At 67.7% G+C, this 19,462-nt stretch carries 12 protein-coding genes; 5 read left to right on the top strand and 7 right to left on the bottom strand.

The features are described from left to right. Positions 1 to 7 precede the first annotated feature (7 nt). From Poly30_RS01425 to Poly30_RS01440, 4 genes are read right to left on the bottom strand one after another with little or no spacing between them, the layout of a single operon-like run. Entirely contained in the window at positions 8 to 1,363 is a 1,356-nt protein-coding gene (locus tag Poly30_RS01425) for an MBL fold metallo-hydrolase (RefSeq protein WP_145194242.1), read from the bottom strand. A gap of 25 nt (positions 1,364 to 1,388) precedes the next feature. Continuing rightward, positions 1,389 to 3,035: an ABC1 kinase family protein gene (locus Poly30_RS01430; RefSeq protein ID WP_145194243.1), complete on the bottom strand. Its 1,647-nt coding sequence runs from the start codon at positions 3,033 to 3,035 to the stop codon at positions 1,389 to 1,391. A gap of 29 nt (positions 3,036 to 3,064) precedes the next feature. Then, a complete protein-coding gene (locus Poly30_RS01435) occupies positions 3,065 to 3,649 on the bottom strand; it encodes a CBS domain-containing protein (RefSeq protein WP_419190819.1) in 585 nt (194 codons plus the stop codon). A 42-nt stretch (positions 3,650 to 3,691) separates the two neighbouring features. Continuing rightward, on the bottom strand, positions 3,692 to 4,171 hold the full coding sequence (locus tag Poly30_RS01440) for a CBS domain-containing protein (RefSeq protein WP_145194245.1): 480 nt from the start codon (positions 4,169 to 4,171) through the stop codon (positions 3,692 to 3,694). A 470-nt stretch (positions 4,172 to 4,641) separates the two neighbouring features. Here Poly30_RS01440 and Poly30_RS01445 point away from each other — a divergent pair, with 470 nt between their 5' ends. From Poly30_RS01445 to Poly30_RS01455, 3 genes are all read left to right on the top strand, one after another. Beyond that, positions 4,642 to 7,062 carry a G8 domain-containing protein gene (locus tag Poly30_RS01445; protein ID WP_419190820.1) on the top strand — a complete coding sequence of 807 codons (2,421 nt, stop codon included), beginning with the start codon at positions 4,642 to 4,644 and terminating at the stop codon, positions 7,060 to 7,062. Between the two features lie 95 nt (positions 7,063 to 7,157). Then, entirely contained in the window at positions 7,158 to 8,534 is a 1,377-nt protein-coding gene (locus tag Poly30_RS01450; RefSeq protein ID WP_145194247.1) for a hypothetical protein, read from the top strand. 48 nt (positions 8,535 to 8,582) lie between these two features. Beyond that, positions 8,583 to 10,340: a c-type cytochrome gene (locus tag Poly30_RS01455; RefSeq protein WP_145194248.1), complete on the top strand. Its 1,758-nt coding sequence runs from the start codon at positions 8,583 to 8,585 to the stop codon at positions 10,338 to 10,340. An 18-nt stretch (positions 10,341 to 10,358) separates the two neighbouring features. Here Poly30_RS01455 and Poly30_RS01460 read toward each other — a convergent pair whose 3' ends face one another. Further along, positions 10,359 to 11,813 carry a DUF1501 domain-containing protein gene (locus tag Poly30_RS01460; protein ID WP_419190821.1) on the bottom strand — a complete coding sequence of 485 codons (1,455 nt, stop codon included), beginning with the start codon at positions 11,811 to 11,813 and terminating at the stop codon, positions 10,359 to 10,361. Further along, positions 11,810 to 13,705, bottom strand: coding sequence for a PSD1 and planctomycete cytochrome C domain-containing protein (locus tag Poly30_RS01465; protein WP_145194249.1), 1,896 nt, complete (start codon positions 13,703 to 13,705; stop codon positions 11,810 to 11,812). Before Poly30_RS01465 ends, Poly30_RS01460 begins: the two co-directional genes overlap by 4 nt. 165 nt (positions 13,706 to 13,870) lie before the next feature. On the opposite strand from Poly30_RS01465, the gene Poly30_RS01470 reads away from it, so the two are divergent. Beyond that, positions 13,871 to 15,472: a sulfatase family protein gene (locus Poly30_RS01470; RefSeq protein ID WP_145194250.1), complete on the top strand. Its 1,602-nt coding sequence runs from the start codon at positions 13,871 to 13,873 to the stop codon at positions 15,470 to 15,472. A gap of 94 nt (positions 15,473 to 15,566) precedes the next feature. Further along, positions 15,567 to 16,046, top strand: a complete 480-nt coding sequence (locus Poly30_RS01475) for a carbohydrate-binding protein (protein WP_145194251.1) — start codon at positions 15,567 to 15,569, stop codon at positions 16,044 to 16,046. A gap of 54 nt (positions 16,047 to 16,100) precedes the next feature. Here the strand turns inward: Poly30_RS01475 and Poly30_RS01480 are convergent, their stop codons facing one another. After that, on the bottom strand, positions 16,101 to 19,373 hold the full coding sequence (locus Poly30_RS01480; RefSeq protein ID WP_419190822.1) for an error-prone DNA polymerase: 3,273 nt from the start codon (positions 19,371 to 19,373) through the stop codon (positions 16,101 to 16,103). Between the last annotated feature and the right edge of the window lie 89 nt (positions 19,374 to 19,462).

The following is a 19,462-nucleotide window of genomic DNA, read 5'->3' on the forward strand; positions in this document are numbered from 1 at the left end:
GGAGATCCTACGCGAGCGAGATCGTTTCTCCCGCATCCGCCACACGGGCGTTCATCTTCAGGTCCTCGCCAATGCGCTTGCGAAGCGAGTCCAGGGACTCCGGCTCGCCGTGGACGAGCACCACGCCCCTGGGTGGCGCGGGGATGCGCCCCAGCCACGCGAGCAGTTCCTTTTGGTCGGCATGGGCCGAGAGAATCGACGTTTGGTGAACCTCCGCCTCGATGAGCAGGTACTTGCCGTGGACCCTGAGCTCCCGCTCTCCGTTCACGAGAGCCGCTCCGCGCGTCCCGGGGGCCTGGAAGCCCGGCAGCAGGATCAGGTTGTTTCGATGGGGTCCGAAGACCTTCAGATGGTGGAGCACGCGCCCGCCGCTCAGCATGCCGGCGGCCGAGATGATGATGCGCGCAGCGCCTGGCTGGTCCAGGGCCTTGGAATCATCTCGCGAGCGTGAGAACGAGGCGACCGCGTAGCCGGCCTTGCACTGCTGCTCGTCCAGGCAGTACTCGTCCGCGTGCCGTGTGTAGACCTCGGTCACGCGGTCAGCCATCGGGCTGTCGACGTGGACCGGCACACGGGGCAGGCGCCCGGACTCGAACAGCTCATGCAGGATGTAGAGCAGCGCCTGCGTTCGACCGACCGCGAACGCGGGGACCAGGGCGACGCCGCCGCGCTCGAGACACTGACGAAGTGGTTCGGCAATCTCTTCGAGCGGATCGAGGTTCTCCTGAACGCGGTCTCCGTAGGTCGACTCCATCACGACCCAGTCCGCGGCAGGCGGCGGCTCCGGCGGGCGCATCAGCACATCGTGATCGCGGCCAAGATCGCCTGAGAAGAGCACCTTCGTCTGGCCGTCGGAGAGGAGCACGCTCGAAGCGCCGAGGATGTGCCCGGCCTCGGAGAAGGTCGCCACGAAACCGCCGATCCTGGTCTCTTGGTGGCGCTCGACGACGTGCCAGTGCTCGTTCACGTTCTCCGCGTCTTCGACCGTGTAGAGGGGAAGCGCGGGCTCGTGTTTCGTCGTCTGAGTCTTGTTGGCGAAGCGCGCGTCCGCCTCGTGGATATGGGCGCTGTCGAGCAGCAGGATCTCGCACAGCTCGCGCGTGCCCTGGGTCGTGTAGATGCGCCCCTTGAAACCATCGCGCACGAGGGCCGGAAGGTAGCCAGAGTGGTCCACATGGGCGTGGGTCAGGATCACGGCGTCCAGACTGGAAGGGTCGAACGGAAGCGGCTTCCAGTTGCGCTCGCGCAGAACCTTGTACCCCTGGAAAAGGCCACAGTCGACGAGGACACGCGAGCCGTTCGACTCGACGAGGTGCCGGGAACCGGTGACGGTGCCTGCCGCGCCGAGAAAGGTGATGTCCATGGTTCGAAAGCGATCTGCGTGAACGCTACTTGTGGTTTCGGAGCTGGTAGAGAAGACGGAGGCCGTGGGCGAGCGCGAGGAACGTCGCGGTCACCCCGACAACGGGGACGCCCAGCACCACGGGCGGTGCCTTGAGGGCCCAGAGGACGGATCCGCCAAGGAGCATCGCCGCACAAAGGATGCCTGAGACAAGACGGTTGACGGTCGCCTCCAGACCCGAATGAACGAGGTCGAGCCGGAGTTGTCCGTGCTCGAAGCGGCGGCTCACATGGTCCAGCAGTCGGGGCAGGCGTTCTCCGAGCCGAATCCAATCACGGGTGGTGGAAATCGTCTGCCGCAGGCGCGCTCTTGGGCTGGCGCGCTGGCGGATGATATCCTCCCCATAGGGGCGCAGAATCTCCATCATCGAGACGCGTCGATCGAGGGAGCGCGCCGTACCTTCGAGCATGACCAGGACCTTGATCAGCATCGAGATCGTGGCTGGCAGGAGGATGCGGTGTCTTCTCAGAAGCGCCGTGAAGTCCCCAAGGACCACCGTGGTGCTGATCTCTTCGATCGGGATGCCGGCGACTTCCGCTTGCAGCTCCGCCATATCTCGTCGAAGGCGCTGGCGATCCACGGTCGAAGGAAGCGTCGCGATCGCGTCGATGGCGCGTTCGAGATCGTCCTGGCTCTCGTGCACGAAGGCGAGAAGCAGATCGATCAGATGGTCGCGCAGTCCTTGGTCGAGGAAACCCACCATTCCGAAGTCCACGAGCGCGATCCGCCCGTCGGGCTGAACCAGGACGTTCCCGGGGTGAGGATCTGCGTGAAACGCGCCCTCGACGAAGATCATGTCGAGGAAGACCCGGGCGCCGTCCACCGCGAGGCGCGTTCGATCGTGGCCGTCCTCCACGAGCCTCTCCTTCTCACCGATGGAGTAGCCTTTCACGTACTCCATGGTGAGGACTCGCTCCGAGCAAAGCTCCGGAAAGGTCGCAGGGATGGTGACGGACGGATCGTCCGCGAACGCGCGGCGGAACCGCTCCAGGCTGCGGCGTTCTCGCCGAAAGTCCAGCTCCGCTCGTAGCGTTCGGCGAACCTCCTCGGCCACGACGCCGAGCTGGTAGGACCGAAGACCCTCGTCGTACTGGTCGAGGAGGTGGGCGAGGCTCTCGATCACGTCGAAGTCCACCTCGACCCGCGCAGCGATGCCCGGGTGTTGCACCTTGACGATCACCTCGCGCCCGTCGAAGAGCCGCGCCGCGTGGACCTGGCCGATCGATGCGGAAGCGAGCGGCACTGGGTCGAACGAAGAGAAGAGCTGCCCCAGTGGGGCGTCTAGCTCGGACTCGATCAGGGCCTGGATGTCCTCAAAAGCATCGGGCGGCGTCCCTGAGCGCAGCAGGGCGAGTTCTTCCGCGATGTCAGGAGAGATCACGTCAGGGCGTGTGCTCAGAATCTGTGCCACCTTGATGAACGTGGGACCGAGCTCCTCACAGGCGAGGCGCGCCCGCTTGCCCGGGGACATGGACGCAAGCTCCGCAACGTCCTCGTGGTGCAGCCAGCGCTTCAAGAAGCCCGGCTCGATTCGTTCGAGCCGGTCGGCCAGGCCATAGCGGACCAGGGTGGCGACAATCTCGACGAAGCGCGTCCCGCCTCTACGGAACTGGGGGAGGCTGGTGAGGAGCATGCAGCGAGTATGCGGAACGCACCCCCTTTTCAGGTGGGGTGGTTCTGCTTCCCTCGCTCGGATTGGCCCCTGGCGAGGCCCGACCGCAGCTTGTGGATGGCGTCCATCATGGTCGCGCAGGAGACTCCGTCCGATTCGTCCAGGCGATCGGTCACGTCGAGGTGGCGCTGGAGGTCGTCGAGCAGCGCGGCGGCCGGGCGCAGTGCGCCATGGAAGCGCCCAGGCTGCGCCGTCTCCGAAAGCGAGGAAAGCACGTCGGCGATCCAGCGGAGTTCGTCGTCGGCCGTGACGAGCGCTGTCGGATGTCCGGCGGCGTCCACGATTGGTAGGCGGCGCGCGGCCCCCTTGCGAATGGCCTCCACGTGAGCACGCGGTTCGTTCTGCTCGGCGATCGTGCGGAGCGGCGCGGTCATCGCTCGCTCCACGGTGCTGGAGTCAGGATCACGATCCGTGGCCACGGCGCGGATACACAGGTCACGGTCCGTCACGATTCCAATGGCCCTGCCGGTAGGGTCCACCACCACGAGGCTTCCCACGCTTCGGTTGGCCATCTCGGTGGCCGCCTGCCGCAGCGTGGCGGAGGCTTGAATGGTGGCCACGTCGCGATCGTTCATCAGGTGCTGCATCGTCCGGTTCTCGCAGAAGCGGGGTGTGGTTTATTCGGTGCCCAGGTTCGATGGAGCACCGCCCCGGGGGTCGCGCTCCTCGGAGAGCCCGCGCTCGATGCCCTCGGCCAGCGTCCTGAGGATGGTGGCGGTGAACGTGAGGACGGTGTCCGAGGAGAGGATGCCGACGAGCGTCCCCTTCATCGAGACGAGTCCCACCCGCCGGACGCAGTGCTCGCCGAAGAAGCGTGCGGCCTCCTCGATGGAGACGTTCGCGGGGAGTGTAAGCAACGGCATGGACGCCGCTTCGCGAACGGACGGCAGCGGCGTGCCCTCCGCTCTGAGGAGCCCCGCAAGCGCCACGTCCCGATCGGTGATCAGGCCGACGGGCTCCCCGTCGACGTCGACCACGAGCGAACCGACATGGGACTGGGCCATGAGGCGTGCAGCTGCATCCAGCGTGGCCTCGGCGCCGATACGGATGGGCGCGGAAGCGAGGTCGATGATCTTCTGATGCTCGAGAGCGGTCATGGTTCAGGGATTCTCGGGCCCCGGCCCAAGGCTTTGAAGCCAGCCACAGTGCGAAGATCCGAAGGAAAGTCGACGTAGCGCTCGGGCGGGGCACGACCCTTCGAATCGGCCGACTCCATGAAAGACCGATCACATGGAGTCGTGCTGCGGCAGCGCTCACTTCCCATGAGGGCGACATGAGGGCTGGGTCAGTACGAACACATGCGGAGCCCGGGCAGCTGCCTCGAGAGGCGGTCTGCGGGGGATAGCGAGCCATTCGGTGCCCATGTCCGAATGCCGGCACCCGGAAGAATGAACGAGCCCTAACGCGCCCTTCGATGGATTTCATGAAGCGCCGCACGGCGAAGCCCGAGGGGCCAAGATGACAACGGAGTAAGCGCAGCTGCTGCCACGTTTCGAGGGGATCCAGACGTGTTTCATGGCGTCTACCGGATTCTCTCCATGACCTTCCGATGGCCCTCCCCTTTCGTATGTTCACTCTCCTTCGTTCGTGCCTCGCAGCCTGGCTTCTGTTCCAAGCTGCGCCTCTCGTCTCTGCCTCTCTCGCTCTTCCGCTCCCCGATGTTCGCGTTCCCCATGGGAGCGCGAATGGACCCGTGCTCTGGTCCGACCCGGCGACCTGGGGGGGCGCGCCCCCCGAGTACGGTGACTCCGTTCACGTGCCCGCTGGCGTGGAACTCGTCCTCGATCTCACCCCGCGGCCGCTCGCGGAGCTGCGTGTGATGGGGCACCTGTCCGTGGGGGATGCCCCGGTTCGGTTGGGCGTCGATCACGTGGTGGTGATGGGAGTCTTCGAAGTGGGGACCGCCGCTGACCCTTGCACCCAGCCCGTGGGCATCGTGCTATCGGATCGCTTCCTCGGTCAGGGGCACCCGAACGCGAGGCTCCTGGAGGTGATGCCCGGCGGTGTGCTGGACATGCACGGCGAGCCCCGCTCCGCGTCGTGGCTTCAGCTCGCCGCCAGCGCGCAGGCGGGCTCCAGCTCGATTCGGCTCGAGTCGCCCGTCGACTGGCAGGTTCGTGATCGCATCGTGATCGCGTCCACCGACTTCGACCTCGAGCAAGCGGAGGAGCGCACCGTCCTCTCCGTTTCACCCGACCGAACGCGGCTCACGCTCGATCGGCCTCTCGACTTCCTGCACTGGGGCCGCGTCGAAACCCTCGGCGTGGATGAGCGCGCCGAGGTCGCACTGGTCAATCGAAACGTGAAGATCTCGGGTGCGAACGGAGCCGGCGGCCACCTTCGCTTCATGAGCGCGGGCGGTAACTCGAGGGTCCGAATGTCCTGGGTGGAGATCGAGGGTCTTGGCGTCCCCGGCGAAATGGGGAGCTACCCCGTTCACTTCCATCACTTCGGGAACGGACTCGGATCCTACGTCGACTCGCTCAGCGTTCATCACAGCCTCAATCGAGCGATCACGCTTCACGCCACCAGGGACGTTCTGGTTCGAAACTGCCTGGCCTACGAAACGCTGGGGCACGCCTACTTCCTCGAGGATGGGACCGAACGCAACAATCGGCTCGAAGGGAACCTTGGACTATCGACCAGGGCTCCCGCGCAAGCGCAGCAGATCCTGTCCAGCGACGCCACGCCCTCGACCTTCTGGGTTCCCTCCACTGGCAACGTCCTCGAGGGCAACGTGGCGGCCGGTTCCGAAGGCCACGGCTTCTGGTACAAGATCGGCCAGACGGGGCATCTCCTCGATGCGCCGACGTTCCGGAAGAACGTCGCTCACTCGAACGGTCTCCACGGCTTCTACAAGCATGACTACTGGGCCGTTGGAAGCCCGCTGCCGACGCGCGAGTTCGTCGGCTTCACGGCGTACAAGAACCGCGGCGTGGGCCTTTACTACCGTACGGCCGACATGACGGCCGTCTGGCGCGATGCGCACCTCGCGGACAATGCCACCGCGGTCTTCTTCGGCTCCACCGGGACGCAGATCGACGGCCAGAACCGAACCGCGCTCGTGGATAGCTACGTCGTCGGCAACTCCGACAACATCGGAACTCCGGTCTCTCCGGGAGAGATCGAACTCGGCCGAAGCCTTCCGAGCCCGAGCCACCCGAAGATGGAACTCCTCGGGCACGAACTCTACGAGGGCCACATCGAGTCGCGCGGGACGACGTACGCCAATTTCATGCGCGCTCCCGTCGCCGGCTCTTTCCGCGAGGCCGCGGCCTTCGGACACGTGCGCGGCGCGAACCGCTGGGCTTTCGACCCGCGCCTCCGCGTAAGCGGACTTCGGCTCATCCAGGCGCAGCCCCTCTTTCTCACCCCGACGCCATTCATGGAGAGCGGAAAGGCCAGCTTCGTGCTCCATGACGTGGATGGCTCGTTGACAGGGATGCCAGGCCACATCGTCGCGGCGGCGACCGATCTGATCACGCCGGCGAACGGAGCGAACTATCATCCCGCGTGGAACGCTCAGCTGTTGCCGCCGTCGACGCGCCTGGCGAATCTCCGATTCACCGATCGCGGAAACTCGGGCGTCGAGAGCGTGACCTTCGTCTCCGAGACGCGCGACGCGGAGCTGATCGTTGGAAGCGCGAACGAGAGCTACTTCCCGACGAGCGTGCTGGTTCCCGACGACTACACCCTGGGGATACGATCGTCCTCGGCTCCCCGGGACTTCCGGCTCGAGCTGCTCTTCGGGTATCCGGGAGATTCGACGATCGTCACGCTGCGCTACGCGGCACCTGGACCGCAGACCGTGCGAGTGGACGGGATGACGGGTACTTCCCTCGGTTCCCGTGCGGCTCTCGCCGCGAGCCAGGGCTCGGGGTTTGCCTATGACCCCTTGCGAGAGGTCCTGCACGTGAAGCTGGAACTCGGCGGCACCGGTGGGACGATGATGGACGGCCTGGGCACCCGCGTGGACGTCATGCCGTGATGCCGTCTCGGATTGGTCCATGCTGACGGATAAGTCAGCATGGACCGGGGGTGAGGCCCCGACTCCAGGGCTCCGGGCGCGCAATGATGGAGTCGATGAACCGATCGCACAGTCTTCGTGGGGCCAGCGCACCCCGTACGATCGCGTCCGCCAAGGCGGGGTTCGTCGCCCCGCTGGTTGCCTCGATGCTGGTTGCCGCGATGGCGGTCGGATGCGGCGGAGGTTCAGGAGCCGCGCCGGGTCTGACACCGGGCACCGATGACCCGCCACCGGAGGGCGCTGCATGGCGCCCGCTGGGCTCTACGATCCTCAACGGACGAACGATGCTCCCTCAGCTCCAGCAGGACGCTGACGGCAGCCTTCTCTGCTCGTTCCAGGACCGCACCACGAGCGGGGATCGCGGGTCGGTCGTTCGCTTCGATGCGGCGGCCGACACCTGGGGCTACGTGGGGCAAGCGGGCGAACCTTCGATCAGGGTGGACTGGTGGGGAGTCGTTCAACCGGTTGGCTCCGGTTGGCTCTATCGCGCCAATCGTGACTACGGGTTCCCCAGGAACGGGCTTGGCCTCTGGCGCTTTCAACCGGGAACGGCGGACTGGGCTCCGTTCGGTCCGCAGCCCCTGAGCGCCGGGGAAGCCCACTACATCGACGTCGAGCTGGACGCGTCCGGAAGGCTTCTGATCGGGTTCCAGGACGGGCTCCGTTCCATGACCAGCGGGCCAGGTGCTGCTGGCGCTGCGACGGTTCTTCGGATTGACCCCGGCTCGGGCGACGCGACGTCCCTCGGGGGCACGGGATTCACCTCGGAGTTCGCGAGCACGAGCGACGCCAGCCACGTCGACCTCGAGGTCGCTGCGAACGGCACGCTCTGGGCCGCGTGGACGGAGAGCGGGCTCGGACTGGCCCATCCCCGCGTGGCGCGTTTTCATCCTGGATCCGGCTCCAGCCCGGGCTCCGGCTCCTGGAGTCTCGTGGGTAGTCCTGCCAGCGGGCTGCCGGACGCAGGCGCACACGTGTCGATCGCCATCGACGCGAGCGGCCGCCCGCTCATCGCGTTCCGTGGCAACGCACCGCTGCGCTTCCTCGTCTACCGCATGGACCTCGCGGCCAACACCTGGTCGCAGGTGGGAGACGACATCCACCCGAGCCAGCTGGGTTCCGGTGGCTCGCCTGGCTTCTCGCGTGAGGCCGGCTATCGCGAACGGACGCCGTTCGTCGTCGGTCCGGCGGGCAGCCTCTACCTCGCGCATCTCACGCCCGATGCGAACGAGGTCGATCGCGTGCAGGTGCTCACCTTCCGCGAAGACGCGTGGGTGCCGGTGGGCGCCAGCGGCTTCCTGCCCGGCAGCGAGCCGGAAGACTACGTGTCGCTGGCGGCCATCTCAGAGAACGGCGTCGAGGTTCCGATTGTCGCATGTCGCCGATCGCCGCAGACGCCGAACGAGCGCCTCGTCGGCTACGCGTTTCGTTGACGTCTTCGCCGCCCGTGGTCTCGCTCGGTTATCTTGCCGCGCAGAGCCATGAAGTCGAGCGGACGAATCCTATCGGTGCCCCTCGCGGTGCTGTCCTGTCTGGGGGCGATCGTGCAGGTCAGCTCCTCGCGCGGGACACTCACGTTGGACGAAGCGGCCGCCGCCGGCGAAGAGCCGCGCCCGTTGCCGGCCGGGCTGCGGATCCTCTACGAGACGCCGATGCAGTCGTTCCGTCTCGACCGCGACCTCTTCATGGGGCTCTGGCGTCAGTGGCCCGCCGGTGCGGAGCGGACGCAAGCGGCTGAGTTCGCGACGAGCACTTCGAACGAGGAAGCCCGGGCTGCGCTGTACTCGCTGCTCCTGCGGCACTACGGACTGCATCTCGATCCGCGGCGCGGCAACGATGTGCCCGCCGCGTTCGCCACGCCGCCCGTGGGCGACGGCGAGCCGGAGGGCGAGTGGACGATGAACTGCCTCGTGTGCCACGGCGGCTCCATGGCCGGACGCTTTCAGCCGGGCCTGCCGAATCACACCCTGATGCTCGAGGCGCTCGTGACCGACGTCGTCGCCGCGAAGATGGCCGGGCGTTCGGGGCTCGACGATGGGATGGCCATGGCCCAGCTCGGTCACACGATCGGCACCACGGAGGCCACGCTGTTCGGCGAGGTCTTGCTCCGGTTCCGCGAGCCGAACATGGACCTCAGGGACCTGCCCGGACTGGTGCGAGCGGGATCGCGCAACGTCGCGCGACTCTCGTCGCTGCCAGAGGGGCTGCTGGCCCTCGACGCGCCCGCGTGGTGGCAGCTCCGGCACAAGACGCACATGTACCTGGACCACAGCGTCGAGAAGAATCACCGGACCGTGATGCAGTTCACGCTCGGGCTCGACGACATGGCCTTCAAGCCGGGCGTTCGCGAGATCGTCGTGGGCGGCACCGAGGCCGAGGTGCGGAAGGTCCTGGGGCGGATCGCGGCGAAGGAGGTGCTGGACATCCGCGAGATCTACGCCGAGGAAAGCGGCGAGATCGACGCTCCCGAGGAGTTCCTGCTTCATGTGACCCAGTCCATGCCCCGCATGCCGCTGCTCGCGCAGCTCGCCCTGTCGCGCCACATCGAGCCAGCGGGGATCCACGGAGAGACCATCCGTGGCTGGGATGACGAGTTCCAGGAGATCTTCCGCTTCATCGACTCAACGCAGCCGCCGCCGTACCCTGGCGAGATCGACGCGGTGCTCGCCGAGGAAGGTCGCGCGCTCTACGACAGGACCTGCGCGCGCTGCCACGGCCACCACGATGGATCAGGCCCGGCCTACGTGTCCCGGCGCGTGGACCTCGACGTGATCGGGACCGACCCGCTCTATCCGACCGCGCTCGATCAGACGTTCCGCGACAGCCTCGTCGGTTTCCTGACCGAGCGTTCGGACGGCACCCAGGTCGACATCGCCACCGACGCCGAGGCGGACGAGGGCTACGTCGCGCCGCCGCTCAACGGCGTCTGGGCCAGCGCGCCGTACCTACACAACGGATCCGTGCCGACGGTCGAGCACCTGCTCGACCACGAGCGGCGCATCGAGCTGGAGGAGAGCGGCCAGCACGCCTGGATCGTGGAGGATCCCGAGGCCTACGACCACGAAGGGCTGGGGCTGCGCGCGCGCTTCCTCTCCGGTGAGGAGCGAGAGCAGCGCAGCCGCGATCACCGGGTCCGCGATTCGAAGAGACGCGGGATGAGCGCCGAAGGTCACGACTTCGGCGCGGTTCTCGACGCGAGCGAGCGGCGCGCCGTCATCGAGTACCTGAAGACGCTCTGACGTGCGGCGCGGGCCGCGTCAGGCGGGGAACAGGTCGAGGATCGGCGTGCCCTTGCCGTCCTTCGTCACGTAGAACGGACGGCTCTCGGTGACGTAGCCGTGGTCGGGCGGAATGCCGAGCGCATGGTAGATCGTCGCGTGCAGGTCCTCGATTCGAACGGGTCGGTCCAGGGTCTTGCAGGGGCGCTCGTCGGCCGTGGTCCCGAACTTGACGCCGCGCCCGATGCCGCCGCCGAAGAGCAGCAGGCTGCCCGCATCCGTGAAGTGTCGGTGCATTCCGTAGTGCTTCGGTTCGGTCATCTCCTTGGGGACGTTGACCTGGTCGCGGACCTTCTTGCCGGGTTTGCCCTCGGTGACCATGTCGCGGCTGAACTCGCTGGCGAGGACGACGAGGGTCCGGTCGAGGAGGTCGCGCTCTTCGAGATCGAGGATCAGCCGGGCGATGGGCGCGTCGATGAGCTCCTTGAGTTCTCCCATCCGTGAGTGCCCGTCCTCGTGGGTGTCGAAGCGCTTGAACGGCTCGTACTCCGTCGTGACCTCGATGAAGCGCGCGCCCGATTCACACAGGCGGCGCGCCAGGAGGCACCCGAGTCCGAACTTGCCGGTGTTGTAGGCATCGTAGGTGGCGCGCGGCTCCAGGCTCAGGTCGAACGCCGTGGCGGCGGGGGAGGTCAGGAGCCGATGCGCGCTGTCCATCGAGCGCATCAGCGACTCGCGCTGGTACTCGCTGCCGTGCTGGCCGATGGGGCTCGCGTCGGCGAGCCGCTTGAAGAGCTCGTTCCGGCGCTGGAAGCGCTTCGTGCTCATCCCACCGGGCGGCCGGATCGCGGACACCGCGTCGGCGGGGTCGGGGATCATGAAGGGGCCATGCTCCGCCCCGAGGAACCCCGCGGTGTGGAAGGCCTTCAGCTCTTCCGCCTCGCCAACGCTGAACTTCTGTCCGATGTCGATGAACGCGGGCATGTCCGGATTCAGCGGTCCGAGCGTCTTCGCGATCCACGCGCCGATGTGCGGCGCGGCCACCGTTTGCGGCGGCGCGTAGCCGGTGTGCCAGTGGAACTGGTGGCGCGAGTGGAGGATGAACCCGAGGTCGCCCGCGGTGTAGGTGTTGCAGACGGTCCCGCGGTCCATGATGGCCGCGATCTGCTCGAGCCCCTCCGAGAAGCGAATCCCGTCGACCGCCGTCGGGATGGAGGGGAACGTCGAGAGCACGCGGTTCGGGTCGAGCCCGGTCTCGTACGGCGTGTACGCCTTGGGATCGAAGGTCTCGGTGTGCGCCATCCCGCCGGCCATCCAGAGGACGATGACGCGGTCGGCAGTGGAGGGGCCGCGTCGGAAGTTCGGGGTCTCGCGGCGGGCGCTGCTGCGCGCGAGCGCGCTCGGTGAGCCAGCGGCGAGCGCGGCCAGGGTGGCGGCGCTGGCGGACTGCAGAAAGTCGCGGCGCTTCATCGGTCGTCCTTGGGGAATCATCATCGGATCAGCTGGAACTCCGGCAGCATGCAGAGGGACCAGAGCAGGTCTTCGAGCCCTTCCTGGGAAACGCTGGCCTCTTTCCCGTCGTCGGGCGACTCACCCACGAGAAGTTCGAGCGCGACTTGCTGTTCGGCGGGCGTCGGCTTGCGCTGGAGCGCGCGCAGGAAGAGCTCGTCGATCAGCTCGGTCGCGGATCCGGCCCAGCCTGCGCGAAGCGTCTCCGCGCTGCGCCGCAGGTGCGCGTCGAGCGTTCCGCCGTTGGCGAGCTCCAGCGCCTGCATCGTGGTGCCGGCGGTTTCGCGCCGCGTCGTGACCTGTTCGCGGGCCGTGCGTCCGAGGGCGCGCGACAGCGGATCGAGCGGCACGCGCCAGGCGCGCACGCGCGGCTCCGAAGCCGCGCCCTCGGGCAGGTCGAAGCGCGGGTTCACCTGCCAGACGCCCGTGAGGTTCCCCACGGCGTCGTAGAACTCCTCGGCGGTGAGGCGCCGGACGCCCGGTCCTTCGAAGGCGAACTCGTTGCTACTGGCGGCCTCGACGGACGGACTCTGGTACGCGCGCGACGTCACGATCGTCCGCATCAGCCAGCGCAGGTCGTATCCGCTCTCGATGAACGCAGCGCTGAGGTCGTCGAGGAGTTCGGGGTGCCAGGGCCGGCGCTCGATCTCGTCGAGCGGCTCGACGAGACCTCGCCCCATGAAGAGCGCCCACAGGCGATTGACGATCGTGCGCGCGAAGTAACCGTTGTCGGTCGACGTCACGAACGACGCGATCTGCGCCATGCGCTCCTCGCGCGGCGCCGCTCCGTCGACCTCGCCGAGGCTCGGCCAGAGGAAGCCGTACTCGGCCGGAACGCCGAGGTCCGTGTCGCAGCGCGTGAGGCTGAGCGGCTCGTCGCTGAAGCAGTTCGCCAGCGCGAAGGTCTGGGCCAGGCTCCAGTCGTTCACGAAGCTGTCGTGGCACGCCGCGCACTTCAGGTTGATGCCGAGGAACACCTGGCTGACGTGGATGGCCGCCTGCATCGGGGCCTGCTGGACGACCGCGTTGTCGCCGCGCCAGACGATGCCCTGGATGAAGCCGCGGGAGCCGTCGACGGTCGGGGCGACCAGCTCGCGGACGAAGGCGTCGTAGGGCTGGTTGTGCAGCAGCGCGTCGAAGAGCCAGCCGGTGATCTGGAGGCGTCCCCCGTCGATGTAGCCGGTGCCCTGGAAGTCGTTCCGCAGGAGATCGTTCCAGAAGCTCATCCAGTGCTCGGCGCGGCCGAGGTCGTCGGCGAGGAGAGCGTCGATCAGCTCCGTGCGCTTGTCGGGGGACTCGTCGGCGAGGAACCGCCGGAGCTGGTCGGGCGTCGGGAGCAACCCGATGAGGTCGAGGTGGATCCGGCGCGCGAACTCGGTATCGGTGAGCGCGGGCCCGGCCTCGATCTCGGCCAGTTCCGCCTGGAGGTGCGCATCGATCGGGTTCTCGGCTCCCTCCGGTCGATCCACCGGATGAAGCGCGAGCGCCGCCAGGTACATGGAGTCTTCCAGCCCGGTGACGCCCCACGGGGCGCCGGCATCGATCCATCGGCGAAGCGAGTCGACCTCGTCTTCGGTGAGCCGCGGGCCCTCGGGCGGCATCTGTTCGAAGGGGTCGTCGGAGGTGACGAGTTCGATCAGGTGACTGGTCGCCGCGTCGCCCTCGACCACGGCCGCGCCCGAGGCTCCGCCGCGCATCAGTCCGTCGCGCGTGCCGAGGGAGAAGCCGCCCTTGCGCTGCTCGCCCGCGTGGCATTCGAAGCAGCGCGCCGCAAGGATCGGATGCACGCGATCCCAGTGGATCGTGCTCGCTGACACTTGCGAATTCGGCGGATCGGCGAGGGGCGAAGCACCTGCCGCGGAAACGAGTAGGAGCATGGGGAGGATCGACACGCGTGCACGCTAGCGGGGTGGTTCGATTCGCGCAAGTTCGGGGCCGAGCGGTGCGGGAATCGCCACGGGTGGTGACGCACTCACGATGGCTCGGTACGTTGAAGCCATGAACGCCACATCGACCACGTACGGCTTACGTCGCGAGGCGCCATGAGGCGCAGCGCCATTCGGGCGAGTGCCTGGGTCCTGATGATGGGAGCTGCGGCTGCCGGCTCGGCTCAGGAGACGGCCCAAGGTCTGCCGAACATCGTGATCGTCTACGCGGACGACCTCGGCTACGGCGATCTGTCGTCGTACAACCCGAACTCCGCCTACGAGACGCCGCATCTCGATCGCATGGCGAGCGAGGGCGTGCGCTTCACGGACGCGCACAGTTCCTCGACGATCTGCTCGCCTTCGCGCTACAGCCTCTACTCGGGGCAGCAGGTCTGTCGCACGGGCCGCGGCAGTCGCGCGTTCGAGGGCCCCGGTGGTCCGAGCTACCTCACGCCCGATACTCTGACGATCGCGCAGATGGTCCAGCGGAAGGGCTACCGCACCGGCGTCTTCGGCAAGTGGCACGTGGGCCTCACCTGGTACGACGAGGCGGGCGAGCGCCTGGGCGGCGGCTTCGAGAACTCGCTCCTGATCGACTACGGGAGGAGCACGCCGCTCGTGGACGGACCGAACGCCCGCGGCTTCGACGTGTCGTTCGTCACACCGAACTGTCCGACGACCGATCCGCTCTATTGCTACATCGAGAACGGCATGGTGCCGGTGCCCGCCAGCGAGAGGCACGACCCTGGTCGTCTTCCGAACGCCGATGGCAAGTGGCGCTGGGACAACGACAAGGGCTGGATGGCGCCTGGGTACCGGTTCATCGACGCGGACCTGCTCTTCTTCAGGCGCACCGTCGCCTTCATCGAAGAGCATCGCAACGAGAACCCCGAGCAGCCGTTCTTCGCGGTTCTCTCGACCCAGATCTCCCACGCTCCGGTGCTGCCGGCGAAGGAGTTCGAGGGCAAGTCGGGCGCGGGCGCGCGCGGCGACTTCGTGGTCGAGCTGGACGCCTTGATGGGGCGGCTGCTGAAGAAGCTCGACGAACTCGGTATCGACGAGGACACGCTCGTGCTCTTCCACTCGGACAACGGGCCCGAAACCCTGCACACGATCTGGATGAGAGAGGACCACGGGCACGACGCGGCGGGCGGCTTCCGCGGCATGAAGCGCGACGGCTGGGAGGGTGGTCACCGCGTGCCGCTGATCGCGCGCTGGCCCGGGCGAATCCCGGCCGGGCGCGTCACTCGCCAGCTCGCCAACACGACGGACCTCGTCGCGACCGTCGCGTCCCTCGTCGGCTTCGACCTGCCCGACGAAGTGGCCGTCGACAGCTTCGATCTGCTGCCCGCGATGCTCGGGACGCGGTCGGACGAGGAGCCGATCCGCCCCTACATGCTCACCCAGAGCTTCCGCGGGGAGTTCCAGATCCGCGTGGGCCAGTGGAAGTACCTGGCCCACATGGGGTCCGGCGGCAACGGCTACGACAAGGGACCGCTCAAGGCGTTCGCGCTCCCGGAGACCGCCCCCGAAGCCACGGGGCAGCTCTTCGATCTCGCCAGGGACCCGGGCGAGACCACCAACCTCTTCTTCGAGAACGAGGCCAGGCGCAAGGAACTCCAGGCTCTCCTGGAGGCCCTGACGGCGAAGGGCGGCCGGACCGCGCCCCTCGGCCGCGTCCCCCTGGGAATGGATCGAATCCTCAGGAGGAAGTAGCGCGGCGACGATTTGCGGGTGAAATCGGATGAATTTGCGGGTGACTTCGGTGGATGAGCCTCTCCGTCGTCGCCTCTGATATCGTCCACCATCCATGAAAGACACGTTCTTCCTGACGGTCCTTGCTCTCGTATCGTGCGCAGGTCCGGTCCCCATCGGACACGTGGCCCCGCCCGGGATCGACGTGGTCTTCGGTGGCAACACGGCGAGCTCTAACGAGACCTTCGCTACCACTTGCGGCGCCGTTCTCGTCCTCCCGGACGAGGACACCGGCGAAAGATGGGTCGAGTTCGACGTCTCGATCCCGTCGTCCGGGACCTATCGCATGGAGATCGTGAACGTGTTCGCCGTGGGGACGCTATGGGTGGAGGATCTCACTGGTCCAGCTAGCAGCAGTCCCCACGGCATCACCGGCCCGATCGAGGTCGACCACACCATCGGCATCTCCGGCTCGGTCGAGCCGCCGTACTCACCTGCGCGCGATGTCATCTTGAAAGCAGGCGCTCACCGGATGCGGCTGAACGCCGACGCGCCCGAGTTCCTCGTGTATGGCGTCCGGTTCTCGGCTGAGTGAGAGAGTCGCGTCCGCGGGTTCCAGTCGTCGCTTGCGATGGACGCGATCTGACGGTCAATGGAAGTCCCGCGAGCCGCGGCGAATTCCGGCCGCCTCGCCGTCCAGGGTTTCGATTCTCCAGGTCACCACGTGCACCACGCTGCCCGCGCGGTCGATCTTGCCGTGGACCAGCAGCATCACCCCGTGCCGCGCCGCCGCTCGGTAGCGTTCGAAGGTCTTGGGGTGCACCACGAGGTTCGCGGTGCCGCTCTCGTCTTCCAGGGTGATGAAGATGATGCCCTGGGCCGTGGCGGGGCGCTGGCGCACCAGCACCAGGCCTGCCACCGCGACGCGGGCCTTGTCCGGGCACAGGGTTTCGTCCAGGAGCTCGGCGGCGGTGAAGGCGCCGCGGCGCTTCAGCATCGGGCGCAGGAAGGAGAGCGGGTGGGCTTTGAGGGAGAGGCTGTGGGAGGCATAGTCGTGGACCACCTCGTGCAGGGGCCCGGTGACGGGGAGGGACTCCGCGCCCGCGCTGCCTTCCGAATCGAGTTCGCTGAAGAGCGTGGGCGTCGTGAGATCCTCGTCCCGCAGCGCGCGGATCGACCAGAGCGCCGCCTTGCGGTCGAGGTCGAGGGAGCGGAACGCGTCGGCCGAGGCGAGGGGCTTCAGGCGTGACGCGCGCAGCCCCGAGGTTCGCTGGAGGTCGTCCATGGAACGGAAGGGGCGGCCGATGCGCGCGCGCGCGGCCACGATCGCGTCCGCGCTCGGCTGGCGAAAGCCCTTGATGAGCCGCATCCCGAGGCGCAGCGCCGGGCCCTCCATCGTGCAGTTCCACGCGCTGCTATTCACGTCGATGGGACGCACCTCGACGCCGTGGCGCTGGGCGTCCTGGACGAGCTGGGACGGCGCGTAGAAGCCCATGGGCTGGGAGTTGATCAGCGCTCCGCAGAACGCGCCCGGGTGGTAGAGCTTCAGCCACGAGGAGACGTAGACGAGCAGGGCGAAGCTGGCGGCGTGGGACTCGGGGAAGCCGTATTCGCTGAAGCCCTCGAGCTGACGGAAGATCCGCGCCGCGAACTCCTCGTCGTAGCCGTTGTCGATCATGCCCGCGACGAGCTTCTCGCCGTAGCGCTTCATCAGATCGCCCTTGCGCTTCCACGCCGCCATCGCTCGCCGGAGCTTGTCCGCCTCCCCGGGCGTGAAGCCGGCGGCGACCACGGCGAGGGCCATGGCTTGCTCCTGGAACAGCGGCACGCCCAGGGTTTTCTCGAGGACGCGGCGCACGTCCGCGCTCGGGTAGGTGACCTCCTCGAGTCCCTCGCGACGGCGCAGGTAGGGGTGGACCATGTCGCCCTGGATCGGGCCCGGCCGCACGATCGCGACCTCGACCACGAGGTCGTAGAACTCCATGGGCTTGAGGCGCGGCAGCATCGACATCTGCGCGCGGGACTCGATCTGGAAGACGCCCACCGTGTCCGCGCGGCACATCATCCCGTAGACGGCGGGATCCTCCGGCGGGATCGTGTGCATGGTGAAGCCGCCGTCTTTGGGGACCTCGAAGCCAGGATCGACGCCGCTCTCCGCCACGAGCTCGAAGGTCTTGCGCACGGCGGTCAGCATCCCGAGGCCGAGCAGGTCCACTTTCAGGATCCCGAGCGCGTCGATGTCGTCCTTGTCCCACTCGATGACGGTGCGGTCCGCCATGGCGGCGTTCTCGATGGGCACGAGCTCGCACAGGGCGTCCTCGGTGATGACGAAGCCGCCCACGTGCTGGGACAGGTGGCGGGGGAAGCCGAGGATCTCGTTGCAGAGCGCGATGAAGCGGCGCGCGACCGGCAACGTCGGATCGAGTCCGTGGTTCGCGAGCCCCGAGCCGTCGCCGATCCTGTCGGTCCACCATTCCATGTCCTTGGCGAGCCGGTCCACGAGGTCGGGCGAGAAGGCGAGCGCCTTGCCGACCTCACGCACGGCGCTGCGCCCGCGGTAGCTGATGACCTCGGCCGTCAGCGCTGCGCGATCGCGGCCGTAGCGCCGATAGACGTACTGGAGCACCTCCTCGCGGCGCTCGTGCTCGAAGTCGATGTCGATGTCGGGCGGTTCGTTGCGCTCCTTGGAGAGGAAGCGCTCGAAGAGCAAGTCGATGCGATCGGGATCGACGGCGGTCACGCCGAGGCAGTAGCAGACCGCCGAGTTCGCGGCCGCGCCGCGCCCCTGGCACAGGATCGAGCGCGAACGGGCGAAGCGCACGATGTCGTGCACCGTCAGAAAGTACGGCGCGTAGTCGAGTTCCTCGATCAGCCGGAACTCGTACTCGATGCGCGTCTTCACGGCGTCGGGGACGACGCCGCCATAGCGATCGCTCGCTCCCTTCCACGTCGCGTCCACCAGGGTCTCCATGGCGGTCCGGCCGTCCTCGCGCACCTCGGAGGGGTAGTGGTAGCGGAGCTCGCTCAGGCGGAAGTCCGCGGCCTGCCCGGCGATCTCGGTGGCGCGCGCGAGCAGCTCGGGGTGCCCGTGGAAGAGCCGTGCCATGGCCGCGGGCTCTTTCAGATGCCGCTCGGCGTTCGGGAAGAGCGCGTAGCCCGCGGTGTCGACGGAGCAGCCGTGCCGCACGGCGGTCACCACGTCCTGGAGGGCGCGGCGTCGGCGAACGTGGTAGTGGGTGTCATTGAGCGCGGTGAGCGGAACGTCCGCGCGCGCGCCGATGCGCTGGAGTCGCTCGAGGTCGCTGCGATCGTCGGCCGCGCCGAGCAGCGCCGCGCCCAGCGAAAGCCTCTCCGCTCCGAAGGCGCCGCGCAGCCGCGCGAGCGCCGACTCGAACGCATCGCCGAAGCGCGCGTCCTCGGAGATCCCGGGTGGGCAGACGACGGCGAGCAGCCCCTCTTGGTGATCGAGCAAATCCTCGAGGGCGAGCAGGCAGCTTCCTTTCTCCGCGCGCCGCTTGCCGATCGTGAGCATCCGCGCGAGTCGCCCGTACGCGGCGCGGTCCCGCGGAAACACGAGCACGTCGGGCGCGCGCTCCTCTTCGGCAAAAACGATTCGAGCCCCGACGGCGAGCCCGATCCCGCACTCCTCGGCCGCCACGTGCGCCCGCACGACGCCCGCGAGCGAGTTCCGATCCGCAATGGCGGCGAAGCGGTGGCCAAGGGCGGCGGCGGTGTGGACGAACTCCTCGGGGTGGCTGGCGCCGCGGAGGAAGCTGAAGTTCGACGTGACCCCGAGTTCGGCGTAGGCGACGGCCGCGGGCGCGGAGCCCCCCTCGCCCGCGGCCTCGGCGACGCGGACGGTCCCGGCTCCGGCGACGCGGGCAGGGTGCTGGACGATCTTGGGGAAGGGGGCTTCGGGCACGCTACGCAGGGTAGCGTTTTGTTAGGGTTCCGTGGTGCCACCCGTCCGGACTTCGATCGGCGTCCGAATCAAGGCGTAAGCAAGACCCG

This window comes from Saltatorellus ferox (genome assembly GCA_007751475.1).
Taxonomy (GTDB): domain Bacteria; phylum Planctomycetota; class UBA1135; order UBA1135.